Raw genomic sequence first — 19,729 nt, 5'->3', positions numbered from 1 at the left:
GGCCATGAATGAATTATTCAGAGGGCAGGTATTCTACAACCTCTAGATCGAATCCGGATATCGCATTGAACTTCATTGGCGAACTCATCAGGCGCATTTTGCGCACGCCGAGGTCACGAAGTATCTGCGAACCGGCACCAACCGTGCTGTAAGTCGCGGGGCTAGCGACTTTGCCGTCACCACCAAGTTGCCGCTCAAGGTGCGCCAACAGATCAGGACCGGTCAGCGGATTGCCCAACAGCAACACCACACCGCTGCCCGCCTTGGCCACTTCAGCCATGGCTGCACGCAGGCTCCAACGGCCTTCTTGCTTGACCATAAACAAGTCGCGCAGTGGGTCCATATTATGAACGCGCACCAAGGTTGGCTCTTCCGGGCAGATTTTGCCGAGGGTTAAGGCCATGTGCACGTCACCTTCAACTGAATCACGGTAGGTGACCAGATTGAAGCTGCCTACTTCGCTGTCGAGCAATTGCTCACTCACGCGCTCAACCGTGCGCTCGTGAATCAGGCGGTAATGAATCAGATCAGCAATGGTGCCGATTTTGATGCCGTGCTGCGCGGCGAATTCTTCAAGCTCAGGGCGACGCGACATGGTGCCGTCATCGTTCATGATCTCGCAGATCACACCACTTGCCTCAAAACCGCCCATACGCGCCAGGTCGCATGCGGCTTCGGTATGGCCAGCACGGGCCAATACGCCACCCGGCTGCGCCATCAGCGGGAAAATATGGCCGGGGCTGACGATATCGTCGGCCTGGGCGCTTTTTGATGCCGCTGCTTGCACAGTGCGGGCACGGTCTGCCGCAGAAATACCGGTGGTAACACCCTCAGCCGCTTCAATTGAAACGGTGAACTTGGTACCAAAACCCGAGCCATTGCGTGGAGCCATCAATGGCAGCTTGAGCAACTCACAGCGTTCGCGGGTCATCGGCATGCAGATCAGGCCACGGGCAAAGCGCGCCATAAAGTTGATGTGCTCGGCGGTGACGCATTCCGAGGCGATGATCAAATCGCCTTCGTTCTCGCGGTCTTCGTCATCCATGAGAATGACCATCTTGCCCTGGCGGATGTCTTCAACCAGTTCTTCAATACTATTCAGTGCCATGGTGATTTCCTTAACCCTTCAAATAGCCGTGTTCGGCTAAAAAACCTTCGGTAAGACCCGAGGCCTTCGGCTCGGCAGCTTTATCACCCAGCAGCAAGCGCTCCAGATAACGCGCAAGCAAATCAACCTCAAGGTTAACCTTACGTCCCGGACGGTAGTCGACCATGATGGTCTCCGCCAGCGTGTGCGGCACAATGGTCAACTCAAACTCAGCACCATTGACTGCATTGACCGTCAGGCTGGTGCCATCAACCGTGATCGAGCCTTTGTGGGCGATGTATTTCGCCAACTCGTTGGGCGCACGCACCGTGAACTGCACTGCGCGGGCGTTTTCTTCACGGCCGACAATCTCACCCACACCATCAACGTGACCGCTGACCAAGTGGCCACCTAAGCGGCTCGTCGGCGTCAGGGCTTTTTCAAGATTGACCCGGCTGCCCGGCTTAAGGTCGACAAAACCGGTGCGGGCCAAGGTTTCACGACTCACATCAGCCCAGAAACCATCGCCAGGCAACTCAACGGCTGTCAGGCAAACGCCATTGACCGCGATGCTGTCACCCAGTTTGACGTCAGAGAGATCCAGCTTGGCAGTTTCGACATAGACCCGCACATCGCCACCCTTTGGGGTCAATGCACGAATATTGCCGATCGACTCGATTATGCCAGTGAACATGGCGCCTCCCGATTTACGAGCACGGCGCGACACAGACCGGTAAGGCGATGCGTATTGGCCGAGTAAAAAGTAGCTAACATTTGCGAACTCCTGTTTATAAAAAACAGGGCGTTTCGATCGATAGGGTGCTTGCCGGTACATAGCCAGCCAAACCATTCAGTGCGCTCGCCCCTCAACCTAACCCCAATAGCGCTGCACATTGGCAATACGCATCACGAGTTAAATCAATACGGCCCGCGCCACCGACGACAGCTTGTGGTCTACGCTCCACTCAAACAAACCCGCTCTCTCTTTATCCGGACTGTAGAACCCTTGAAGCGCGACTGATGCAGTGCGTCAAACGATCTGTAACCGTCGGCCCCGGAATCACACCGAGTCTGCTGACCTTGCCACCCATTGACCAAACAAGGGCGCCAAGCGCTCGCGGGCTAGACGCATTGCGCATCATTACCGCCGGTGGGGAATTACACCCCGCCCTGAGAACGTTGCAAGTACCGAGGTTCTCGCGAGTGGCTTTTTACCATATTTGCGCTGCACACGCACCGCAAACCTGTGCCCATCTTGGGCTGAAGTTGCCATGCAACGGTTTGGAGCGACCGGCTAATGCGCGGCAGACGCCTGCGGCGCAGCGACTACCGGCACCGCGGTGATTCGCCAATCATCGCCAACGGCCCGAATATCAATGATTTTCAGCTGTGGGGCTTCGGCCATTCGACCCAGCGGCAAGTCGAGTAAAGGCCGGGCACTTGAGCCAAGAAATTTGGCGGCAACAAATATCTGATACTCATCAACTAGACCCTGACGAGCGAACGCCCCCGCCAGACGCGGGCCGGCCTCAACCAAGACTTCATTTGCGCCGCGTGCAGCCAACTCCACCAGCAGCTTGCGTAAATCGACATGGCCATTGCTGCCCGGTACCGCCAGCAACTCATGCCCATCGCTCAAATAACGGTCGCGCGCAGTGGCAGCAGCGCAGGTCGCAACCATTGCCGCACCGGCTTGAAAGAACGCCGCATCAAGCGGCACCCGCAAGCGACCGTCAATTAATACGCGTAAAGGTGGACGGGTATCGGATAACGCTGACAGCTCAGCATTCAAACCGAGCTCGTCATTGCGTACCGTCAGTCGGGCATCATCAGCCAGCACCGTATCTGCGCCGCTAAGCACCACACTTGAGCGCGCCCGTAGCCGCTGAACCGCTGAGCGCGCAGCAGGCCCGGTAATCCACTGGCTTTCACCGCTGGCCATTGCCGTACGCCCATCCAAACTCATCGCCAGTTTTACCCGTACAAATGGCAAACCTTGTTCCATGCGTTTGATAAAACCAGCATTCAGGACTCGCGCTTCAGCTTCAAGCACGCCACTTTGCACTGCAATGCCAGCCTGCATCAGGCGCAGTAAACCGCTGCCGGAAACGGCGGGATTAGGGTCTTGCATCGCCGCGACAACCCGCGCCACCCCGGCCTCAATCAAGGCTTCAGCGCAAGGCGGAGTTCGTCCATGATGGCTGCAGGGCTCCAGCGTGACATAGGCTGTCGCCCCTTTAGCCAGAGGGCCGGCCTGGCGTAACGCATGGACTTCGGCGTGGGGTTCGCCGGCCCGGGCGTGCCAGCCCTCACCGACAATTTTACCGTCCAACACAATTACGCAGCCCACACGGGGATTAGGGTGCGTTGAGTACAAACCTTTGCGAGCCAACTCTAAAGCACGGGCCATAAAGGCGTTATCAACTGTCATGCTTAATCCTTTGAGGGTTCGCGAGACAAACGGTCAATTTCTTCACGAAACTCGTTGAGGTCTTGAAAACGCCGGTATACCGAAGCAAAGCGGATGTAAGCGACTTCATCAAGCTTCTGCAATTCGCCCATGACCAATTCGCCGAGCACCAATGATTTCACTTCACGCTCACCCGTGGCACGCAGACGATGCTTGATATGGGCAATGGCCGCCTCAACCCGCTCAATACTGACCGGGCGCTTTTCCAACGCACGGAGCATACCCGCGCGCAGTTTCTCTTCATCGAAAGGTTGGCGGCTGCCGTCTTGTTTGATCAGCCGTGGCATCACCAGTTCCGCAGTTTCAAACGTGGTAAAACGTTCGCCACATGCCAGGCACTCACGGCGACGACGAACTTGCTCACCTTCAGCCACCAAACGCGAATCAATCACCTTGGTGTCATTAGCGGCGCAGAATGGACAGTGCATATAATGGCCTGCCTAGAACGGAAAGGCGCCATGGTAGCGCATCTCGGCGGCAAGACAAGCCGCCTACTTCGCGCTCTGCAAGCGCGCAATAATCCATTGAACGGATACACGACAAAAGGAGCACGCATGTACCTACGCCACCTAACCTTGCTCGGGGCATTGAGCTTGCTCGGCGCCTGCGCGAGCGAGCCTGCTGAGCCTGTAACTATCGAGCCCAGCGCTAAAAGCGTAGAGACAGCCGCCACCCCTGCTCATTTACGCGAAATAAACGGCAATTTGATCGGTGTGCCCGAGGGCGCAAATGCTGAAGTCGCCTTATTGGTCATCGGCGACACGGGCTTGCCTATCCAACTGCTGGGCAACATTCAATTGCGCGGCAATGGCTCAACCTTGCCCTTTCGCGTGATATTCAACCCAGAAACCTTCGATCGCGGTATTCGGGTTGAGCTTCGCGGCCGCGCCACGCTTAAAGGCTTCTTGATTCAAGACATGCCCACGCAACTGATTCGTAGCGCAGACACTCAGTCGCTCGGTGATATCCGCATGCAGAGCACGCCATGACAACAACGTGTTCGGCGCCCCAAGCACCTGCACACCTGCTTGACGCCCTGAGCCAACTACTGGGTGATGCGCAGTTAAGCGCGCAAACCCTGCCGGGTACCGAGATCAAGCTTTGGCTGATTGATGCCGAGAATATGGATCGCCAGTTCAGCCAAGAAGAAACCCAGCGGATTCTTGAGGAGCCGCCGTATTGGTGCTTCTGCTGGGCCAGCGGCTTGGTTCTGGCGCGTTGGCTGGTACAGAATCCCGAGTGGGTGCGCAATAAGCGCGTGCTGGATTTCGGCACAGGCTCAGGAGTTGCTGCCATTGCCGCGGCGAAAGCCGGCGCCGCCGAAGTCGTCGCCTGCGACCTTGACCCTTACGCGCTTGCCGCGAGCCGAGCCAATGCGGAGCTGAACCACGTAAGCCTGAGTTACTCGACCGATTTCTTCGCTGAAGCTGATCGTTTCGACCTGATAATTGTTGCCGACGTCCTCTACGATCGCGCCAATCTGCCTCTGTTGAATCAGTTCCTTAGCCGTGGGCAGCAGGCATTGGTCGCCGATTCGCGGGTTCGCGACTTTCAGCACCCGCTTTATCAGCGACTGGGTATCATGCAGGCCTGCACCTGGCCAGACCTGGCCGAGCCCGCGGAGTTTCGTAACGTCAGCCTGTACCATGCGCAGCGCAACTGAAGCACGGGCAACAACACCGCGTAACCGCTAATGACTTGTTAAACTGGCCTGCAGCCCTTATTAATCTACTTATCAGCCATTTGATTGTGCGAGACAGACCATGAGCGACACCCCTTATATTTTTGATATTTCCGGCGCCGCACAGTTTGATCAACTGGTCGTTGAGAGCTCGTTCAACCAGCCAGTGCTCGTCGACTTCTGGGCGGAGTGGTGCGCACCGTGCAAAGCACTGATGCCGCTACTCGCACAGATCACCGAGAGCTATCAAGGCGAGTTGCTGTTGGCCAAGGTCAACTGCGATATCGAGCAAGACATCGTTGCCCGTTTTGGCATTCGTAGCCTGCCAACCGTGGTGCTGTTTAAAGATGGCCAACCCGTTGATGGCTTTGCCGGCGCCAAGCCAGAATCAGAAATACGCGCCATGCTCCAGCCCCATGTTGCCGAGCCTGCCGCGCCGCAAGAAGATTTATTCGGCAACGCCAGCAAGCTATTTGCCGACGGCCAGATTGACGCCGCCGAAGCGCAACTCAAGCAACTGCTCACAGAAGACAATAGCAACGCGCCGGCCTTGATTCTCTACGCCCGCTGCCTGGCTGAACGCGGCGAGTTGGCGGAAGCAGAAACGGTGTTGAATGCCGTCTCGGGCGACGAACACAAACAGGCGCTGAGCGGTGCAAAAGCGCAACTGACCTTTTTGCGCCAAGCGGCAGAACTGCCGGATGCAGCGGACTTGAAAACCCGCCTCGGGCAAAACCCGGAAGATGATGAAGCGACTTACCAGTTAGCGGTTCAACAACTCGCCAATCAGCAATACGAGTCGGCGCTGGATGCCCTGCTCAAGCTGTTCGTGCGCAATCGCAACTACGCCGAAGGGCTGCCTCACAAAACCTTGTTGCAAGTGTTCGAACTGCTCGGCAATGACCATCCGTTGGTCACCCAATACCGTCGAAAACTCTATCAGGCGATTTACTGAGTGTAATTTTTCATAATCAAACACCTCTAGTTGGGTATCCACCGCTGCAAGACCGCACGTTTTGCAGCGCCCCCAACCTCTACCGAAGTGTTTAATGGTTATGACTAACAAATTATCAAGAATCGGCTTTTATGTTGCGCTGTACGCCACCGTATTCATCATTGCCTGGATCGGCGCCTTCAAGTTCCACCCAGATGAAGCCCAGGCCATCAGCGGCCTGATTCAACACTCACCCTTTCTTTCATGGATGTACAACGTCGGCAGTATTGATCAGATCTCAGCGATTATTGGGGTTGGCGAACTGACTATCGCGTTGCTTCTGGCGCTTTATCCAATCAGCAAAAAAGCGTCATTGCTTGGCGGTTTACTGGCGACAGGCTTGTTCCTGACCACCCTGACTTTCTTGCTGACAACACCTGGCACCCTGCACCCGGCAACCGCTTTCCCGTCACTGCTTGGTGCGTTTTTGATCAAAGATCTGGTATCACTCGGGGTTGTCCTGGTGGTTGTCGGCGACTCTTGGGCAGCACTCAAGCACTAATTCGCGCCAGCGGGCCTTCCACGGTTTATCACTGGCCCAACCAGTGATAAACCGGCGCATCGGCCGTGCTTTCAACTCTTATCTGCGCACAGTGGCGCAAACGCACCAGCAACTGTTTCGCGGCTAACTCCCCGCCAGCCAGGCCCGTGAGCTGCGCCATCAACTGCGGTCCTTCAATACTCCCGGCCTTGCTTACCAAAGACAGCGTGCTTTGCCACAGCGCGTCTGTTTTTGGCGCCTCGCTGGTCACTGGCGTGCTTATCTCCTCTGCCTTTACGGGCAGGTTAGCCGCCAAATGCGCCCAGTCCTGAGCATCGAGTTCCACCGTCAGATCTACCGGCCAATCGCCGACCTTGCCTCGTATCCGTATCATTTTTGCCTCCGATGCTTGCCGTGATGCTCCCACGCACAGCATAGAACGACAACTAGATCTGGCAATCGGCCTTTTAATTCGTTATAACATTACAACTTATTTCATCACCTGACCGGAGCTGACATGCGTCGCCTATTGCTTGCCCTGCCTTTCGCCCTACTTCCACTCGCCGCCGTGGCTGAAGATGCACATGACCACGACCACGACCACGCTGAACATGCCAGTCTTGGCGCCCATGAACACGGCGTCGCCCAGCTGAACGTCGCACTGGATGGCAACACCCTGGAAATTGAACTTGAAAGCCCGGCCATGAACCTGGTGGGTTTCGAACACGCACCCAGCTCGGATGCAGACAAAGCTGCCATTAGCCAGGCTCGAGACCAACTCAATAAGCCGCTGGTCCTGTTTAGCCTCAACAGCGGCGAGTGCAGCCTGAGCAGCAGCGAGCTGGAAAGCCCGTTATTTGCTGACGGCCATGCTGAGGCTGAGCATGAGCATGCTGCAGACGAACACGAACACGAACACGAACACGAACATAGCGAGATTCACGCCCACTACAGCTTCACCTGCAAGCAGCCACAAGCCCTGCAGCAACTGGATTTGGCGCAACTGTTTAAGCAATTCCCAGCAACGCATAAAATCCAGCTGCAGCTGATCGGCCCAACTGGCCAACAAGGCGCAGAGCTCAGCCCTGCACAGAGCAGCGCCACGTTTTAAAAAACTGAGCGAGCACAACCAAGGCTGTGTATTTCACAGGTACTCTTAACCTGTTCATTTCGCCATAGACCGACCCGGGCAACCGGGTCGTTGCATTCATGACTTCAGCACTGATTAACCTCACTGACCTCGGCTTTGCATGGCCCGGCCAGCCAGAGTTGCTTGATATCCCCAGCTTCAGCCTGCAGCGTGGTGAGACGTTGTTTCTCAAAGGCCCAAGCGGCAGCGGCAAAACCACCTTGCTCGGACTGCTGGGGGGCGTTCAATTACCCGATCGTGGCAGCATCAAATTGTTGGGGCAGGATTTAAGCGCGTTGTCGTCAGGGGCCCGTGATCGTTTTCGGGTCAATCACACCGGTTACATTTTTCAGCAGTTCAATCTGCTGCCATTTTTGTCGGTGCGTGAAAACGTGGAAATGCCCTGTCATTTCTCCGCCATTCGCAATGAACGCGCCTGCCAGCGCCACGGCAGCGTCAGCAAAGCGGCCTCAAGCTTGCTGGCCCATCTCGGTTTAACCGACCCCAAGCTGCTCGCGCGCCGTGCGGACTCACTGTCTATTGGTCAACAACAACGCGTTGCCGCCGCCCGCGCGCTAATCGGCCAGCCGGAATTAGTCATTGCCGATGAACCCACCTCAGCCTTGGATGCCGACACGCGCGAAGCCTTCTTGCAGCTGTTGTTTGCCGAATGCCGTGAGGCCGGTGCCAGCCTGCTGTTTGTCAGTCACGATCAGAGCCTCGCGCCGCTGTTCGACCGCAATCTTTCGCTTGCCGAACTTAATCGCGCCACCGCGCCGCAGGAGATTTAAGGTGTATTTATTTCGTCTGGCGCTGGCGAGCTTAAGTAATCGCCGCTTCACCGCGCTGCTCACTGTTTTCGCCATCGCCTTGTCGGTGTGCCTGTTACTGGCCGTTGAGCGGGTTCGCACCGAAGCCCGGGCCAGCTTTGCCAATACCATTAGCGGTACCGACTTGATCGTCGGCGCCCGCTCCGGCTCGATCAACCTACTGCTGTACTCGGTGTTTCGTATTGGCAATGCGACCAACAACATTCGCTGGGACAGCTTTGAACAACTGGCTCAGAACCCACGTATTAAGTGGGCGATCCCCATCTCCCTCGGCGACTCACACCGAGGCTACCGGGTGATGGGCACAAACACGGATTATTTCGAGCATTATCGCTACGCTCGCCAACAGCCATTAGTCCTTGGCCAAGGCCGCGCATTTGCGGATGACCCCTTTGAAGTTGTGCTCGGCGCAGAAGTCGCCGACGCCCTGCATTACAAGCTAGGTGATGAGTTGGTGCTGGCCCACGGGGTTGCCACTATCAGCCTGGTTAAGCATGACGACAAACCTTTTCACGTAGTCGGTATTCTCAAGCGCACCGGTACACCGGTTGACCGCACACTGCATATCTCGCTGGCCGGAATGGAAGCACTGCACGTCGACTGGAAAAACGGCATGCCGGCCCGGGGCGCCGATAAGATCAGCGCAGAACAGGTGCGCAGCATGCGTTTACAGCCAACGGCAATCACCGCCGTATTACTCGGCCTGAAGAGCAAAATTGCCACCTTTAGCCTGCAACGCGATATCAACGAATTTCGCGGTGAACCCTTACTGGCGATTTTGCCGGGTGTCGCCCTGCAAGAACTTTGGGGCCTGATGGGCACCGCCGAGAAAGCCTTGTTTGTGGTCTCGCTGTTTGTGGTAATCACCGGGTTGATCGGCATGCTCACGGCGATTCTCACCAGCCTCAATGAACGACGCCGCGAAATGGCGATTCTGCGCTCGGTAGGCGCCCGCCCTTGGCATATCGCCAGCCTGTTAATATTTGAGGCCTTTACCCTGGCCTTGGCGGGTGTTCTGCTGGGCCTGGTGCTTTTGTATCTGGGCATCGCCTCGGTACAAAGCTACGTGCAGGGCAATTACGGCCTGTATTTGCCACTCAATGCTCCAAGTGGGTATGAGTGGCTGCTGCTGGGCAGTATCCTTGGCGCCGCACTGTTGATGGGCTGCGTGCCCGCATGGCGTGCATACCGACAGTCTCTGGCTGACGGTCTTTCTATTCGTTTATGAGGTTTCCCATGCAGCGCACCCTTGGCGCCCTACTTCTGGCCCTGTCTACCTCGCTGTGGGCGGCTGAGCCTCGCGAACTGACTTGGTCAGAGCTGATCCCTCCGGACGCGCCACCGGTTGTACAACAGATGGCGCCCATGCATGACCTCTCGCAACTGGGCAACACCCTGTCTGAGTCGGGGCCGAGCATGAAGCAGCTATCGCCAGCCGCGCCTGTGGTGAAGGCATTGGACGGCGTCGAGGTTAAGCTGCCGGGTTATATCGTGCCGCTGGATGCGACAGATGACGGCCGTGTTACCGAATTCTTGTTGGTGCCGTATTTTGGCGCGTGCATCCACGTGCCGCCACCACCGTCCAACCAGATCGTGCATGTCATTACCGAATTAGGAGTCAAGCTCGACACCTTGTACCAACCCTTCTGGGTCGAAGGGCCACTCAAGGCTGAACAAAGCACCAGCGAGCTGGCTGATGCCGGCTACCAGATGAGCGCGCAGAAGATCTATCCGTACGAACTACCAGACGAGTAACGCTCAATCACTGGTGTGCAGGGCTAGGGCGACGGCTATACGCCCGATGCCTTTAGTCTCTTGTTGCCGCGCCGGAGCGCTCAGAGCACCGGGTCTAGCGACCGCTTTTAGCTGCAACGGCTGGGTGAAAAAGCGTCGCTTACCTCAGCGAGCGCTGGCCAGACGATCATTGTCGTCGGCATTGAGCTCGCTTTCAGCCCAGTTACGCCACTCGCGCACCTGGCGGCGATCAGCACCGGCATTTTCAGCCTTCTTCAGTGCGGTCAATCCAGCCTTCCAGCGCGATTGTTCCAACTCCAGCTGAGCCACATTCATCCAGTGTTTGCCACTGCCCGAAGCGCTAGCCAACTGGCGATAAATCTCGACCGCATGCGCCCGATCACGCGCTTGCCAATAGAACAAGCCAAGGCGCTCCTGACGCGCACTGTTGTTGGCAAGCAGCCCTTGATCAAGCATCCCTTTCAGTAACTTCGCGCCCTGCCAGGGTTGGTCAGCTGCGCTGGCCAGCAGGGTCAGGTTATCCAGTTCCTTGGCGCTAAAGCTGAGGCCTTTGGTGCGCGCAGCGCGCAGCGTCGCCAAGGCATTCTCATAATGGCCGGAAAGTTGCTGCAACGCCGCCAACTGACGCCAGTGCTGCACATCGTTTGGGCTGCGGGCAAGCAACTGTTGCTGCCATTTTTCGGCTTCTGAATAGCGTTTCAGATCGGCATTCACCCCGACCAAAAACTGCAACCAGCGATCTTCTGCGCGAGGGTTGGCTTGTACATAGCGCTCAGCCAACGGCAGCGCTTTGGCAGGCTGTCCAGATGCCTGGTAGGACTGCACCAGCATCTGCAGAACTTCTTCAGAGGCCTTGGCTGGAACTGGGGTCAGTAGCCGGATAACTTCTTTATAACGCTGCTCGGTCAGATTCAACTTGGCCAAATTGAGCTGCTCATTGGCTTGCTGGGTCTCATCAAGCTTGCCACTTTTAACGGCCTTGTTGAGATAGTCGATCGCCTTGGCGTTGCTGCCTTGCGCCCATGCCAGATAGCCATGACTGCGCCATAAGAGGGTTTCCTCAAGGCTGCCCGCTTCGCCCTTAACCCCATCCAATGCACGTGCAGCGGCGGCATAGTCGCCCTTTTGCTGTGCAGTGGATGCCGTGTTCAACGCCCGCATTACGCTGGGCTCTACCGTTTGCCCGGCGGCAAAAACGTCACTGGCCAGGCCGACATTGACTAAAAAGCTGAAAATCAGCGCTAAACGAATCATCTTAACTATCTCCCTGCAAGCGGAAGTACAAGGTTTTTACAGCCTCACGCGCTACAGCCAAACCACCTTCGGTTCGCGGGGCGAAGCGCCAGCGCACAGCGGCGCGGCGCGCTTCACGCTCAAATACATTCTTCGGGCTGGCCTCAAGCACACGCACGTTCTCGACAGCACCAGCACGGTTGATGGTGAACGCCAGTTTTACGTGCCCTTCAATGCCGCGCTGCAAGGCGTAACGTGGGTACTGCGGGCTCACATCATTGAGCGGCATAACCTCGCTTTCAGGACCGCCGGACTGCTTGCCGGCGTCTGCTGCTGGCGCGGGAGCCGGGGCACTTGGCGCAGCAGCACCCGCCACTAAACCGGTCAGGTTCGGCGTCGGCGCGCTGTTTACCGCGACACCGCTATTCATGGTTGGCAAGTCGATATCCAACTTTGGCATGCTCGCATTCGGCGTAGCCGCAACCGGGGTTGGCGGCGTCGGCGGCTGCGGCGTTTGCGGTTGCGGTGGCTGCGGCGCTTGCTGGCGCGTGCGGGTCGCTGTATCGCTGGAGCTGGTGTCCATGCGTACAAAGTTGGCCACTGTAACCGGCTCATCGGACGGCTTACTGGCTGGCGGAGCGACCATATACAACATCAGGGCAAACAGCAGCACTGCGATAAAACAGGCACTGATAAACGACCATGCCACACGCATCAAAGCGCTCCCGAGGTCGCGGCGAGGGCGACATCCTCGACACCGGCCAGACGCGCCTGATCCATCACCTGCACCACTAAGCCGGTGCGTGCATCTTGATCGGCCTGGACCACTACAGCGCCTTCCGGCTGGTCGACACGCATGCGCTCCACATTGGCACGAACGCTGCGCACATCAACCACTTTTTTGTCCATCCATACCTGGCCATCCGCAGTGATCGCAATGAGGATGTTGCCTTTGTCCTGCGGACTGGCGGTCTGCGCCTGCGGGCGTTGAACCTCAACGCCAGACTCTTTGATAAACGAGCTGGTGACGATAAAGAAAATCAGCATGATAAAGACCACGTCGAGCATCGGCGTGAGGTCGATGCCGGTGTCTTCGTCTTGCTGATGGTGACGGCGCATTCTCATGATTAGCTATCTCAGTCGTGTCGCAGCTGGTCAGCCAGCCGCTCAATAGCCTGTCGGGCGTCGCGTTCGAGGCGCGCCAGGCTGAACAATCCAGTAATCGCCAGCACCATGCCGGCCATGGTTGGCAAGGTCGCTTGCCAGACACCCGCGGCCATTCCGCGCGGGTTGCCAGTGCCGCTCAATGCCAACACATCAAACACTGCAACCATGCCGCTAACGGTGCCGAGCAAACCCAGCAGCGGATACATCGCCACCAAGGTTTTGCTCAGACGCAGCGGCCCGATCAGGTGTTGCCTTGCTTGCGCCAGCCACGCACTGCGCACAGCGCGTTGCCAAGTGCCAGAATCGTCTTGCAGCATCTGCTGCCAAGCGTTGCGGTGCTCATCGACCCATACCGGGAAGACCTTGCGCATAAACCAAAAACGCTCAAGCACCAACGTCCAGAACACCACACAAAGCCCAGCTAACGCCCACATCACCACACCGCCTGCGCTCATGAAATCAAGCAACGCATAGGCGCTGTCGGTTACACGCAGCCATAAGGCGAATAGATCAGTCACGGCGCGGCGCCCCAGACAAATGCAGGGCAATCAAACCGGCGCTTTGCTGTTCAAGCAGTTGAATCAGGGCTTTACTGCGGCTCGCCAACAAGCTGTGCAGGAACAGCAGGGGAATGGCAACCACCAAGCCAAGCACGGTGGTTACCAGTGCTTGCGAGATACCGTCGGCCATTAAGCGCGAGTCGCCGCCACCGCCTTGGGTAATGGCCTGGAAGGTCACGATCATGCCGGTCACCGTACCCAGCAGACCCAACAGCGGGGCTACAGCACTCAACAGCTTGAGCAGGCCTTGGCCTTTCTCCAGCGGCGGGGTTTCCTGCAGAATTGCTTCGTCGAGCTTGAGCTCCAATGTGTCGAGGTCAGACAGCTGAGGCTTCGGCCCCAATACGCCAATCACACGGCCCAATGGATTGTCTTCGTTCGGTGCGCTGAGGTTGTGCATTTGTGCACTTACACCACGACTGACTTTAGCCAGATACACCATACGCCACAGTGCCAGCAGCAGACCCAACGCGCCGAGGGCAACTATCACCCAGCCGACCAGGCCGCCTTGTTGCAGGCGATCCCACAGGCTTGGTTTACGCTGTAGTTGCGCGAGAATCGTACCGCGACTTGGATCGATAGGCAGTGTCGCCAGCGGCTCTTTGCTCGCCAGATAATCACTGACCAGACCTGAACCCGATGGTTGGCGCTCAGGCACCAGCAACTCGTGCGAATCGGCGTCGTAGCGCAAAAACTGGCCATCACTGAAGGCCGAGAATGCACCAACACGCAGGACAGGCTGCTGCTTACGGGTGCCATCAGCGGCGACTACAGGCAGCTTGACTTGCTCAACCCGACCACTGGCGGTGAGATCTTCGAGCAGCACCATCCAATAATCTTCAAGGTCCTGAGCAGAAGGCAATGTGCGGCTTTCAGACAATGCCTGCAAACGCTTGATCCGGTCTGGATATTGCGCATTGATCAGGCTGTCTTGCCATTGCCCGGCTACATCGCCAGCACTTTGACGAACCACGGCGAACAACTCCCCCAAGCTGCCTGAACGTTCTTTCAGCAGCTTTTCCTGCTCAGCCAGTTCCGCTTCCTGGCGATCAAAATCAGCCTTCAAGCGTTCCGCTTCTGATTTTTGCTCGGCCAAAGAAGCCTGCGCCTTTGCCAACAGCTGAGCACGTTCGCCACGCTCGGCGACGAAAGCCTTTTCGCGGTCTTGCATGGCGCTGACTTCAGCCGCGCGCTCACTGCGAATACGTTGCAGCAGTTGGTCCGGGCTCAGCGGCTCAGCCGCACTGACGGTCACTGGCAGCACACTCAAAATCAACGCTGCGATCAGCCCACGATTTATCACAACACTCATTGCTGGGCCCCTAGATTCAAAGTCTTCACTGGCAGATCAAGCAACGTTGGCGCTTGCTCTTGGCGGGCGATGGCGATGGCTTGATGCAGCGGACGGCGCGCGCTGTTATCCAGCACCTGCCAGGCATGTTCCTGGGGGTTCCACCAACCGCTCTCGTGACCATCAAGGGTCTGGTAATACATCATCGCGCGGCCCAAGCGCAGGAATTCAACACTGCGGGTGCCCTGCTCGCCATCCAGCTCACCACGCCATGCTTCAAGCGTGCGACCGTAGTCGCTTTCGACCTGATAAGCCTCAAGTATGCGGCGATATTTCTCAGCTAGGCTGACATCAGCCCGCGGCATCAGCTCTTGCAATTGAGCGAGACGATCAGCCCGCTCTTGCGGCAAAAATGGCACATCGGCGCTGATGAATTCGCCCAGCACCTCGACCATTTTGCGCATCTGTGGGGCGGCGGCCTGCTGAGTGCGCTCAATACCATCGAGCTGGGTTTGATAACCCGTCAATTCTTTTTGCTGAGCAGCAACCAATTCGCGCAGTTGAACGTTGTAGCCTTTCAGGGCTTCAGCTTGTTCCAGCGCGCTGCGGTATTCGGTGAGCATTTCACGGCTGGCGTCATCGAGCTTTTCAATGCGCGCCTGAGAGGCCTTGGCATCTGCAGCCAAACCTTGGCTTTCATCCAGCGCCGCGCCTAAGGGTGCAGCGCTTGCGGCAGCACTTGAAAACATCAGCGCAGCCGCCAATAAGCGGATGGGGTACGGGCTCATGCGGTGAAAATCCTCTGCAACGGGTACGGTAAAGAGAACCATTATCATCTTTATTCGTATGCAAAGGCAATGTGTGAATGCTCTAAAAGGGCAATCGAACGATTTATTGAGCTGGATCAATAGCAATTTTAGTTAGCAAGCTATGATTTAACCATTACCTAAGCCCAGTAACTCAATAGGAGTTATCCATGAATAAATACACTCTCATAGCTCCACTGCTTGCCCTTGCGATCGCCCCCAGCTTTGCTTATGCTTATGAAGCGGGTGACATCATCGTCCGCGCCGGTGCAATCACCGTAGACCCAAACGAAGACAGCTCTGGGGTGAAAAGCCCACTGGGCGATTTGGGTGGTAGCGCAACAGTCGAAAGCGACACTCAATTGGGTCTCAACTTTGCCTACATGATGACCGATCACTTGGGTATCGAGTTACTGGCAGCCACACCCTTTACTCACGACGTTGGCGTGCATGGCCTGCAAGGCGGCCTGGCTGGCCTTAATGGCGACCTTGGTGATGTTAAGCAGTTGCCGCCGACCCTGAGCTTGATCTACTACCCGCTGGACAAGAACTACGCCTTCCAGCCATATGCAGGCATTGGCATTAACTACACCGCCTTCTATGACGCCGACACCTCAAGCAGCGCTGAAGCCAAGGGCTATAGCAATCTCGACCTGGACGACTCATGGGGCATGGCGGCACAAATCGGCGCCGACTATATGATCGACGACCATTGGATGGTCAACGGCCAGGTGCGTTATATCGACATCGACACCAACGCCCACGCTGACTTAGATGGCGTTGGCGCCTTGAAACTCAATGTGGATATCGACCCTTGGGTCTACATGGTCGGCCTGGGTTATAAGTTCTAAGCCCGGCCAGCAATGAAAAAGCCGACACTGAGTGTCGGCTTTTTTGCTATTGGCCTAGCGCTAGGCGCCGGCCATTCTGACCAACCTACTTAGCCAGGCCCAACAACTGACGCAGCCCTTCTTTGAGCGGCGTTTCCTGCGGCATGCGGTAAGCCTGCTGCAGCCGGTCATTATTGGCCCGTGAATGGCGAATATCGCCCGCACGCGGCTCAAGGTAAGTAATCGCTGGCAGGCCGCCAAACAATTCACCGATGGCTTCAAGTAATTGCTTGAGGCTGGTCGCCTGATTCCAACCGACATTGACCGCATCGCCAACCACTTGGTCTGCGAATAAGCCTTGCTGCAGCAACTCGATCAGGTCTGCCACGAAGAAGAAGTCGCGGGTTTGCTCGCCGTCTCCGAAAACACTGATCGGCAGGCCTTGCTGGGCACGCTGGGTGAAAATACTGATCACACCCGAGTACGGCGAAGACGGATCCTGACGTGGCCCGAAAATATTGAAGAAGCGGAAAACGGCTGGCTCAAGGCCATGCTGGCGGCTATAGAAGTCGAGGTAATACTCGCTGGCTAACTTATCCGAAGCGTAAGGCGTCAATGGCGACTTGGCCGTGCTTTCATCAATTGGCTGGCCCGCCCCGTTGTTGCCATATACCGCAGCGCTTGAGGCGAAGACCACCCGTTTGACCCCGTGCTCACGCATGGCCTCACAGATATTCAGGGTGCCGACAAAATTACTTTGATGGGTACTGACCGGATCATCCACCGAGGCCTGAACCGAAGCCACAGCGGCGAGATGCACCACAGCGTCACAGCCTTGCATCGCTGCCGAGACACAAGCAGCATCAGCCACATCGCCGTGAATAAACTGCAACCCAGGGCTAGCCAAAGGCAAGTTGTCGCGGTTGCCCATTGATAAGTTATCCAGCACCCGCACCGCATGACCTTTAGCCAGCAATGCGTCAACCATGTGCGACCCAATAAACCCGGCTCCGCCGGTGACCAGAATTAACTTAGACATGACGATAGTATTGATCCAATAGGCTCGGCAGTCCCGCACGCCATGCGCGAGGCTTGATGCCGTAAGTGTGGAGAATCTTTTTGCAGGCGAGAACAGCGTGCTGAGGTTCTTCGGCGGCATCGGGCCGCGCCGCATGGGCTTGCGCCACCACATCATCGACCAAGTTACTGCGAAAACTGCGCGCCTCACTCAGCAAGGCCTGACCAAGGGCAAGCGATGTCGTCGCTTCGTGCCCGCCATAATGATAGGTGCCCCACAACGGCGACTCGCAGTCCAGCTGCTTGAGGACTGCCAGTATCACTCGCGCCGCATCATCTACCGGCGTTGGATTACCGCGACGGTCATCCGCCAGATACAGCTCTTCATCGCGCTCGGCACGCATCAAAAAGCGCCCCAAAAGGCCGTCAACTGAACTGTCGAGCAGCCAGCCAAAGCGCAGCAACACATGCCGCGAACAGACCGCTCGCACGCTCTGCTCCAAGCGCCACAATGCTTGTCCATGCAAGCCCAGTGGCACAGGTTCTTCTTTTTCACTGTAGGCAGTCGCCCGTGCGCCATCAAACACACGATAGCTTGACGGCTGAATCAAACGGATCTCGTGGTGTTTGCACAGCTCAGCAAGACGCTCAACCGCCCGCTCCTGGCCGGCGAAACGCACTTCACTCACTGTTTCCGCCTGAAACCAGTCGAAGTAATACGCCAGATTAATCAGCGCATCGGGACGGGTGTCATCGAGCAATTGAGTCAGGTTGGCGGCATCCCAGCCTGAGTCAGGAGGTCTAGGTGCGAGGAAGTTAATGTCTTCCTCCGCCCCGAGACGAATCAGGGCCTGCCCTAAAGCGCTGCCTCCACCTAACAGCATCAAACGCATTCGCATAATCGATAGCTATCTCAGCAATCAGAACGGTTATAAAAGAGAAAGCTACAAAGCTTTGTAAAGTTACCTGAGCTGCATACTAAAGCTCAGTTGCTAAAAAACAAAATAACCCACTTAAAAAACAGCAACGGGGCGCTAACCCTCGCGCCCTATGCTGATTTGGTCGAAGGTAACAGCACCGTGATAATGCCTATAAGCGGCAGGAATGAGCACAGCTTGTAGACATATTCGATGCCGTGAATGTCCGCCAAGTGACCAAGCAATGCTGCACCGATACCTCCAAAGCCAAACATCAAACCAAAGAACACCCCGGCGATCATGCCGACATTGCCCGGCACCAGCTCTTGCGCGAAGACCACAATGGCCGAGAACGCCGAGGCCAAGATAAAGCCGATGACCATGCTTAGCACACCGGTCCAGAACAAATCAGCGTAAGGCAATGCCAAGGTAAAAGGTGTGACGCCCAGAATGGACACCCAGATCACCATCTTGCGTCCAATCTTGTCGCCAATCGGGCCACCAAAAAACGTACCTGCCGCAACAGCCCCGAGAAACATAAACAGCTGCAGTTGCGAACTGGCTATCGACAGGTCGAATTTCTCGATCAAATAGAAGGTGAAGTAACTGGTGAAACTGGCCATATAGAAGTACTTAGAAAACACCAGCAACGCCAGCACCACCAACGCCAAACGTACGCGTCGCGTGGACAAACCATGGGTCGCTTTGCTGCCTTGCTTGAGCTTGAACAGATTCAAATGATTGCGATACCAGCGGCTCAGCCCCCAAAGCACCATGATGGCAAATACCGCAAACAGACCAAACCAGGCCACATGGCCTTGGCCATAAGGAATCACAATAGCGGCCGCCAACAACGGACCAAAAGCGCTGCCCGCGTTACCACCCACTTGGAAAGTCGACTGGGCCAGGCCAAAACGGCCGCCAGAGGCTAAGCGCGCAATACGTGAAGCTTCCGGGTGGAAAGTCGACGAGCCAATACCGACCAGCGCAGACGCCAGCAGAATAGCCGCAAAACTGCCGACGAAAGCCAGCATCAGGATGCCCACCAAGGTGCAGAGCGCGCCACACGGCAACAGCCACGGCTTTGGATGGCGGTCCGTGTAATAACCCACCCAAGGCTGTAACAAAGAGGCGGTGAGCTGAAACGTCAGGGTAATCAAGCCCACCTGTGTGAAGGTCAGCCCGTAGTTCAGCTTGAGCATCGGATAAATCGACGGCAACACCGCCTGAATCAGGTCATTAATCAGATGCGCCAAGGCGCAGGCACCGATCACCCGCATTACCAATGGACTGGCCGGGTTAGCGCCAATATTGGCAGCAGACGCAGCTAAGGAAGGGGAGTTGCTCGACATAGACGAGATTCCGTTCAGCTTGTGCTCAGGGCAGCAGGTTGATGAAGCCGACTAGTTTACGCCGGTAAGACAAGGGAAGCGCTAGAACAGCGATGCTGTTTATGCGCTTGCTCAAAGCCAACTGCTCCA

The 19,729-nt window shown here is 56.6% G+C and carries 23 protein-coding genes and 1 riboswitch; of the genes, 9 read left to right on the top strand and 14 right to left on the bottom strand.

The features are described from left to right. Window positions 1-13: 13 nt before the first annotated feature. From ribBA to nrdR, 4 genes are all read right to left on the bottom strand, one after another. Window positions 14-1,108: a bifunctional 3,4-dihydroxy-2-butanone-4-phosphate synthase/GTP cyclohydrolase II gene (ribBA, locus tag AACY09_RS18335; RefSeq protein WP_339490061.1), complete on the bottom strand. Its 1,095-nt coding sequence runs from the start codon at window positions 1,106-1,108 to the stop codon at window positions 14-16. 10 nt (window positions 1,109-1,118) lie between these two features. Next, a complete protein-coding gene (locus AACY09_RS18330; protein WP_087515562.1) occupies window positions 1,119-1,781 on the bottom strand; it encodes a riboflavin synthase in 663 nt (220 codons plus the stop codon). Between the two features lie 281 nt (window positions 1,782-2,062). Continuing rightward, window positions 2,063-2,269: riboswitch (FMN riboswitch) on the bottom strand. 112 nt (window positions 2,270-2,381) lie between these two features. Further along, window positions 2,382-3,518, bottom strand: coding sequence for a bifunctional diaminohydroxyphosphoribosylaminopyrimidine deaminase/5-amino-6-(5-phosphoribosylamino)uracil reductase RibD (gene ribD / locus AACY09_RS18325; protein ID WP_339490060.1), 1,137 nt, complete (start codon window positions 3,516-3,518; stop codon window positions 2,382-2,384). Between the two features lie 2 nt (window positions 3,519-3,520). Then, on the bottom strand, window positions 3,521-3,985 hold the full coding sequence (gene nrdR, locus AACY09_RS18320) for a transcriptional regulator NrdR (RefSeq protein ID WP_339490058.1): 465 nt from the start codon (window positions 3,983-3,985) through the stop codon (window positions 3,521-3,523). A 126-nt stretch (window positions 3,986-4,111) separates the two neighbouring features. Between nrdR and AACY09_RS18315 the strand changes: the two genes are divergently transcribed. The 4 genes from AACY09_RS18315 to AACY09_RS18300 all read left to right on the top strand — a co-directional run bounded on the left by AACY09_RS18315 (window position 4,112) and on the right by AACY09_RS18300 (window position 6,734). Further along, complete coding sequence (locus tag AACY09_RS18315) at window positions 4,112-4,546, top strand: hypothetical protein (protein ID WP_339490056.1); 435 nt, start codon at window positions 4,112-4,114, stop codon at window positions 4,544-4,546. After that, window positions 4,543-5,220 (top strand): class I SAM-dependent methyltransferase, encoded by a 678-nt coding sequence (locus AACY09_RS18310; RefSeq protein WP_339490053.1) that lies wholly within the window; start codon window positions 4,543-4,545, stop codon window positions 5,218-5,220. The genes AACY09_RS18315 and AACY09_RS18310 overlap by 4 nt, the downstream gene beginning before the upstream one ends. Window positions 5,221-5,320: 100 nt before the next feature. Beyond that, window positions 5,321-6,193: a thioredoxin gene (gene trxA / locus AACY09_RS18305; protein WP_339490051.1), complete on the top strand. Its 873-nt coding sequence runs from the start codon at window positions 5,321-5,323 to the stop codon at window positions 6,191-6,193. Between the two features lie 100 nt (window positions 6,194-6,293). After that, entirely contained in the window at window positions 6,294-6,734 is a 441-nt protein-coding gene (locus AACY09_RS18300; RefSeq protein ID WP_339490049.1) for a DUF417 family protein, read from the top strand. 28 nt (window positions 6,735-6,762) lie between these two features. Here AACY09_RS18300 and AACY09_RS18295 read toward each other — a convergent pair whose 3' ends face one another. Beyond that, window positions 6,763-7,107, bottom strand: a complete 345-nt coding sequence (locus AACY09_RS18295) for a hypothetical protein (RefSeq protein ID WP_339490046.1) — start codon at window positions 7,105-7,107, stop codon at window positions 6,763-6,765. Between the two features lie 123 nt (window positions 7,108-7,230). On the opposite strand from AACY09_RS18295, the gene AACY09_RS18290 reads away from it, so the two are divergent. The 4 genes from AACY09_RS18290 to AACY09_RS18275 all read left to right on the top strand — a co-directional run bounded on the left by AACY09_RS18290 (window position 7,231) and on the right by AACY09_RS18275 (window position 10,427). Further along, window positions 7,231-7,824: a DUF2796 domain-containing protein gene (locus AACY09_RS18290; protein WP_339490044.1), complete on the top strand. Its 594-nt coding sequence runs from the start codon at window positions 7,231-7,233 to the stop codon at window positions 7,822-7,824. Window positions 7,825-7,922: 98 nt separating this feature from the next. Continuing rightward, entirely contained in the window at window positions 7,923-8,633 is a 711-nt protein-coding gene (locus AACY09_RS18285; RefSeq protein ID WP_339490043.1) for an ABC transporter ATP-binding protein, read from the top strand. A 1-nt stretch (window position 8,634) separates the two neighbouring features. Beyond that, entirely contained in the window at window positions 8,635-9,900 is a 1,266-nt protein-coding gene (locus AACY09_RS18280) for an ABC transporter permease (RefSeq protein ID WP_339490041.1), read from the top strand. 8 nt (window positions 9,901-9,908) lie between these two features. Beyond that, window positions 9,909-10,427 carry a DUF3299 domain-containing protein gene (locus tag AACY09_RS18275; RefSeq protein WP_445323879.1) on the top strand — a complete coding sequence of 173 codons (519 nt, stop codon included), beginning with the start codon at window positions 9,909-9,911 and terminating at the stop codon, window positions 10,425-10,427. A gap of 144 nt (window positions 10,428-10,571) precedes the next feature. Here the strand turns inward: AACY09_RS18275 and AACY09_RS18270 are convergent, their stop codons facing one another. From AACY09_RS18270 to AACY09_RS18245, 6 genes are read right to left on the bottom strand one after another with little or no spacing between them, the layout of a single operon-like run. Beyond that, a complete protein-coding gene (locus tag AACY09_RS18270) occupies window positions 10,572-11,681 on the bottom strand; it encodes a tetratricopeptide repeat protein (protein ID WP_339490037.1) in 1,110 nt (369 codons plus the stop codon). Window position 11,682: 1 nt separating this feature from the next. Continuing rightward, window positions 11,683-12,375, bottom strand: coding sequence for an energy transducer TonB (locus AACY09_RS18265; RefSeq protein WP_339490036.1), 693 nt, complete (start codon window positions 12,373-12,375; stop codon window positions 11,683-11,685). Next, window positions 12,375-12,785, bottom strand: a complete 411-nt coding sequence (locus tag AACY09_RS18260) for an ExbD/TolR family protein (protein ID WP_339490034.1) — start codon at window positions 12,783-12,785, stop codon at window positions 12,375-12,377. Before AACY09_RS18260 ends, AACY09_RS18265 begins: the two co-directional genes overlap by 1 nt. A gap of 11 nt (window positions 12,786-12,796) precedes the next feature. After that, entirely contained in the window at window positions 12,797-13,345 is a 549-nt protein-coding gene (locus tag AACY09_RS18255) for a MotA/TolQ/ExbB proton channel family protein (protein WP_339490033.1), read from the bottom strand. Then, complete coding sequence (locus AACY09_RS18250; protein ID WP_445323878.1) at window positions 13,338-14,699, bottom strand: MotA/TolQ/ExbB proton channel family protein; 1,362 nt, start codon at window positions 14,697-14,699, stop codon at window positions 13,338-13,340. Before AACY09_RS18250 ends, AACY09_RS18255 begins: the two co-directional genes overlap by 8 nt. After that, window positions 14,696-15,466: a DUF3450 domain-containing protein gene (locus tag AACY09_RS18245; protein ID WP_339490032.1), complete on the bottom strand. Its 771-nt coding sequence runs from the start codon at window positions 15,464-15,466 to the stop codon at window positions 14,696-14,698. Before AACY09_RS18245 ends, AACY09_RS18250 begins: the two co-directional genes overlap by 4 nt. Window positions 15,467-15,654: 188 nt before the next feature. On the opposite strand from AACY09_RS18245, the gene AACY09_RS18240 reads away from it, so the two are divergent. Beyond that, window positions 15,655-16,335 (top strand): OmpW/AlkL family protein, encoded by a 681-nt coding sequence (locus AACY09_RS18240; protein WP_339490031.1) that lies wholly within the window; start codon window positions 15,655-15,657, stop codon window positions 16,333-16,335. Window positions 16,336-16,420: 85 nt separating this feature from the next. Here AACY09_RS18240 and AACY09_RS18235 read toward each other — a convergent pair whose 3' ends face one another. The 3 genes from AACY09_RS18235 to AACY09_RS18225 form a co-directional block, all read right to left on the bottom strand. Continuing rightward, entirely contained in the window at window positions 16,421-17,353 is a 933-nt protein-coding gene (locus tag AACY09_RS18235) for an NAD-dependent epimerase/dehydratase family protein (protein WP_339490030.1), read from the bottom strand. Further along, the gene (locus AACY09_RS18230) at window positions 17,346-18,230 is read right to left on the bottom strand and encodes a sugar nucleotide-binding protein (protein ID WP_339490029.1); all 885 of its coding nucleotides are present in this window, start codon (window positions 18,228-18,230) and stop codon (window positions 17,346-17,348) included. The genes AACY09_RS18235 and AACY09_RS18230 overlap by 8 nt, the downstream gene beginning before the upstream one ends. Before the next feature lie 149 nt (window positions 18,231-18,379). Continuing rightward, window positions 18,380-19,600 carry an MFS transporter gene (locus AACY09_RS18225; RefSeq protein WP_339490027.1) on the bottom strand — a complete coding sequence of 407 codons (1,221 nt, stop codon included), beginning with the start codon at window positions 19,598-19,600 and terminating at the stop codon, window positions 18,380-18,382. Window positions 19,601-19,729: the final 129 nt, after the last annotated feature.

It is taken from the genome of Pseudomonas sp. EL_65y_Pfl2_R95 (assembly GCF_963971045.1).
GTDB lineage: Bacteria > Pseudomonadota > Gammaproteobacteria > Pseudomonadales > Pseudomonadaceae > Aquipseudomonas.
The sequence above is the reverse complement of the archived record's forward strand: the minus strand, read 5'-3'. Positions and strand labels throughout refer to the sequence as shown.

What these genes read in the sequence shown, in the direction of transcription:
- ribBA (WP_339490061.1), bottom strand. Translation starts at nt 1,108, where the DNA reads ATGGCACTGAATAGTATTGAAGAACTGGTTGAAGACATCCGCCAGGGC.
- AACY09_RS18330 (WP_087515562.1), bottom strand. Translation starts at nt 1,781, where the DNA reads ATGTTCACTGGCATAATCGAGTCGATCGGCAATATTCGTGCATTGACC.
- ribD (WP_339490060.1), bottom strand. Translation starts at nt 3,518, where the DNA reads ATGACAGTTGATAACGCCTTTATGGCCCGTGCTTTAGAGTTGGCTCGC.
- nrdR (WP_339490058.1), bottom strand. Translation starts at nt 3,985, where the DNA reads ATGCACTGTCCATTCTGCGCCGCTAATGACACCAAGGTGATTGATTCG.
- AACY09_RS18315 (WP_339490056.1), top strand. Translation starts at nt 4,112, where the DNA reads ATGTACCTACGCCACCTAACCTTGCTCGGGGCATTGAGCTTGCTCGGC.
- AACY09_RS18310 (WP_339490053.1), top strand. Translation starts at nt 4,543, where the DNA reads ATGACAACAACGTGTTCGGCGCCCCAAGCACCTGCACACCTGCTTGAC.
- trxA (WP_339490051.1), top strand. Translation starts at nt 5,321, where the DNA reads ATGAGCGACACCCCTTATATTTTTGATATTTCCGGCGCCGCACAGTTT.
- AACY09_RS18300 (WP_339490049.1), top strand. Translation starts at nt 6,294, where the DNA reads ATGACTAACAAATTATCAAGAATCGGCTTTTATGTTGCGCTGTACGCC.
- AACY09_RS18295 (WP_339490046.1), bottom strand. Translation starts at nt 7,107, where the DNA reads ATGATACGGATACGAGGCAAGGTCGGCGATTGGCCGGTAGATCTGACG.
- AACY09_RS18290 (WP_339490044.1), top strand. Translation starts at nt 7,231, where the DNA reads ATGCGTCGCCTATTGCTTGCCCTGCCTTTCGCCCTACTTCCACTCGCC.
- AACY09_RS18285 (WP_339490043.1), top strand. Translation starts at nt 7,923, where the DNA reads ATGACTTCAGCACTGATTAACCTCACTGACCTCGGCTTTGCATGGCCC.
- AACY09_RS18275 (WP_445323879.1), top strand. Translation starts at nt 9,909, where the DNA reads ATGCAGCGCACCCTTGGCGCCCTACTTCTGGCCCTGTCTACCTCGCTG.
- AACY09_RS18270 (WP_339490037.1), bottom strand. Translation starts at nt 11,681, where the DNA reads ATGATTCGTTTAGCGCTGATTTTCAGCTTTTTAGTCAATGTCGGCCTG.
- AACY09_RS18265 (WP_339490036.1), bottom strand. Translation starts at nt 12,375, where the DNA reads ATGCGTGTGGCATGGTCGTTTATCAGTGCCTGTTTTATCGCAGTGCTG.
- AACY09_RS18260 (WP_339490034.1), bottom strand. Translation starts at nt 12,785, where the DNA reads ATGAGAATGCGCCGTCACCATCAGCAAGACGAAGACACCGGCATCGAC.
- AACY09_RS18250 (WP_445323878.1), bottom strand. Translation starts at nt 14,699, where the DNA reads ATGAGTGTTGTGATAAATCGTGGGCTGATCGCAGCGTTGATTTTGAGT.
- AACY09_RS18245 (WP_339490032.1), bottom strand. Translation starts at nt 15,466, where the DNA reads ATGAGCCCGTACCCCATCCGCTTATTGGCGGCTGCGCTGATGTTTTCA.
- AACY09_RS18240 (WP_339490031.1), top strand. Translation starts at nt 15,655, where the DNA reads ATGAATAAATACACTCTCATAGCTCCACTGCTTGCCCTTGCGATCGCC.
- AACY09_RS18235 (WP_339490030.1), bottom strand. Translation starts at nt 17,353, where the DNA reads ATGTCTAAGTTAATTCTGGTCACCGGCGGAGCCGGGTTTATTGGGTCG.
- AACY09_RS18230 (WP_339490029.1), bottom strand. Translation starts at nt 18,230, where the DNA reads ATGCGAATGCGTTTGATGCTGTTAGGTGGAGGCAGCGCTTTAGGGCAG.
- AACY09_RS18225 (WP_339490027.1), bottom strand. Translation starts at nt 19,600, where the DNA reads ATGTCGAGCAACTCCCCTTCCTTAGCTGCGTCTGCTGCCAATATTGGC.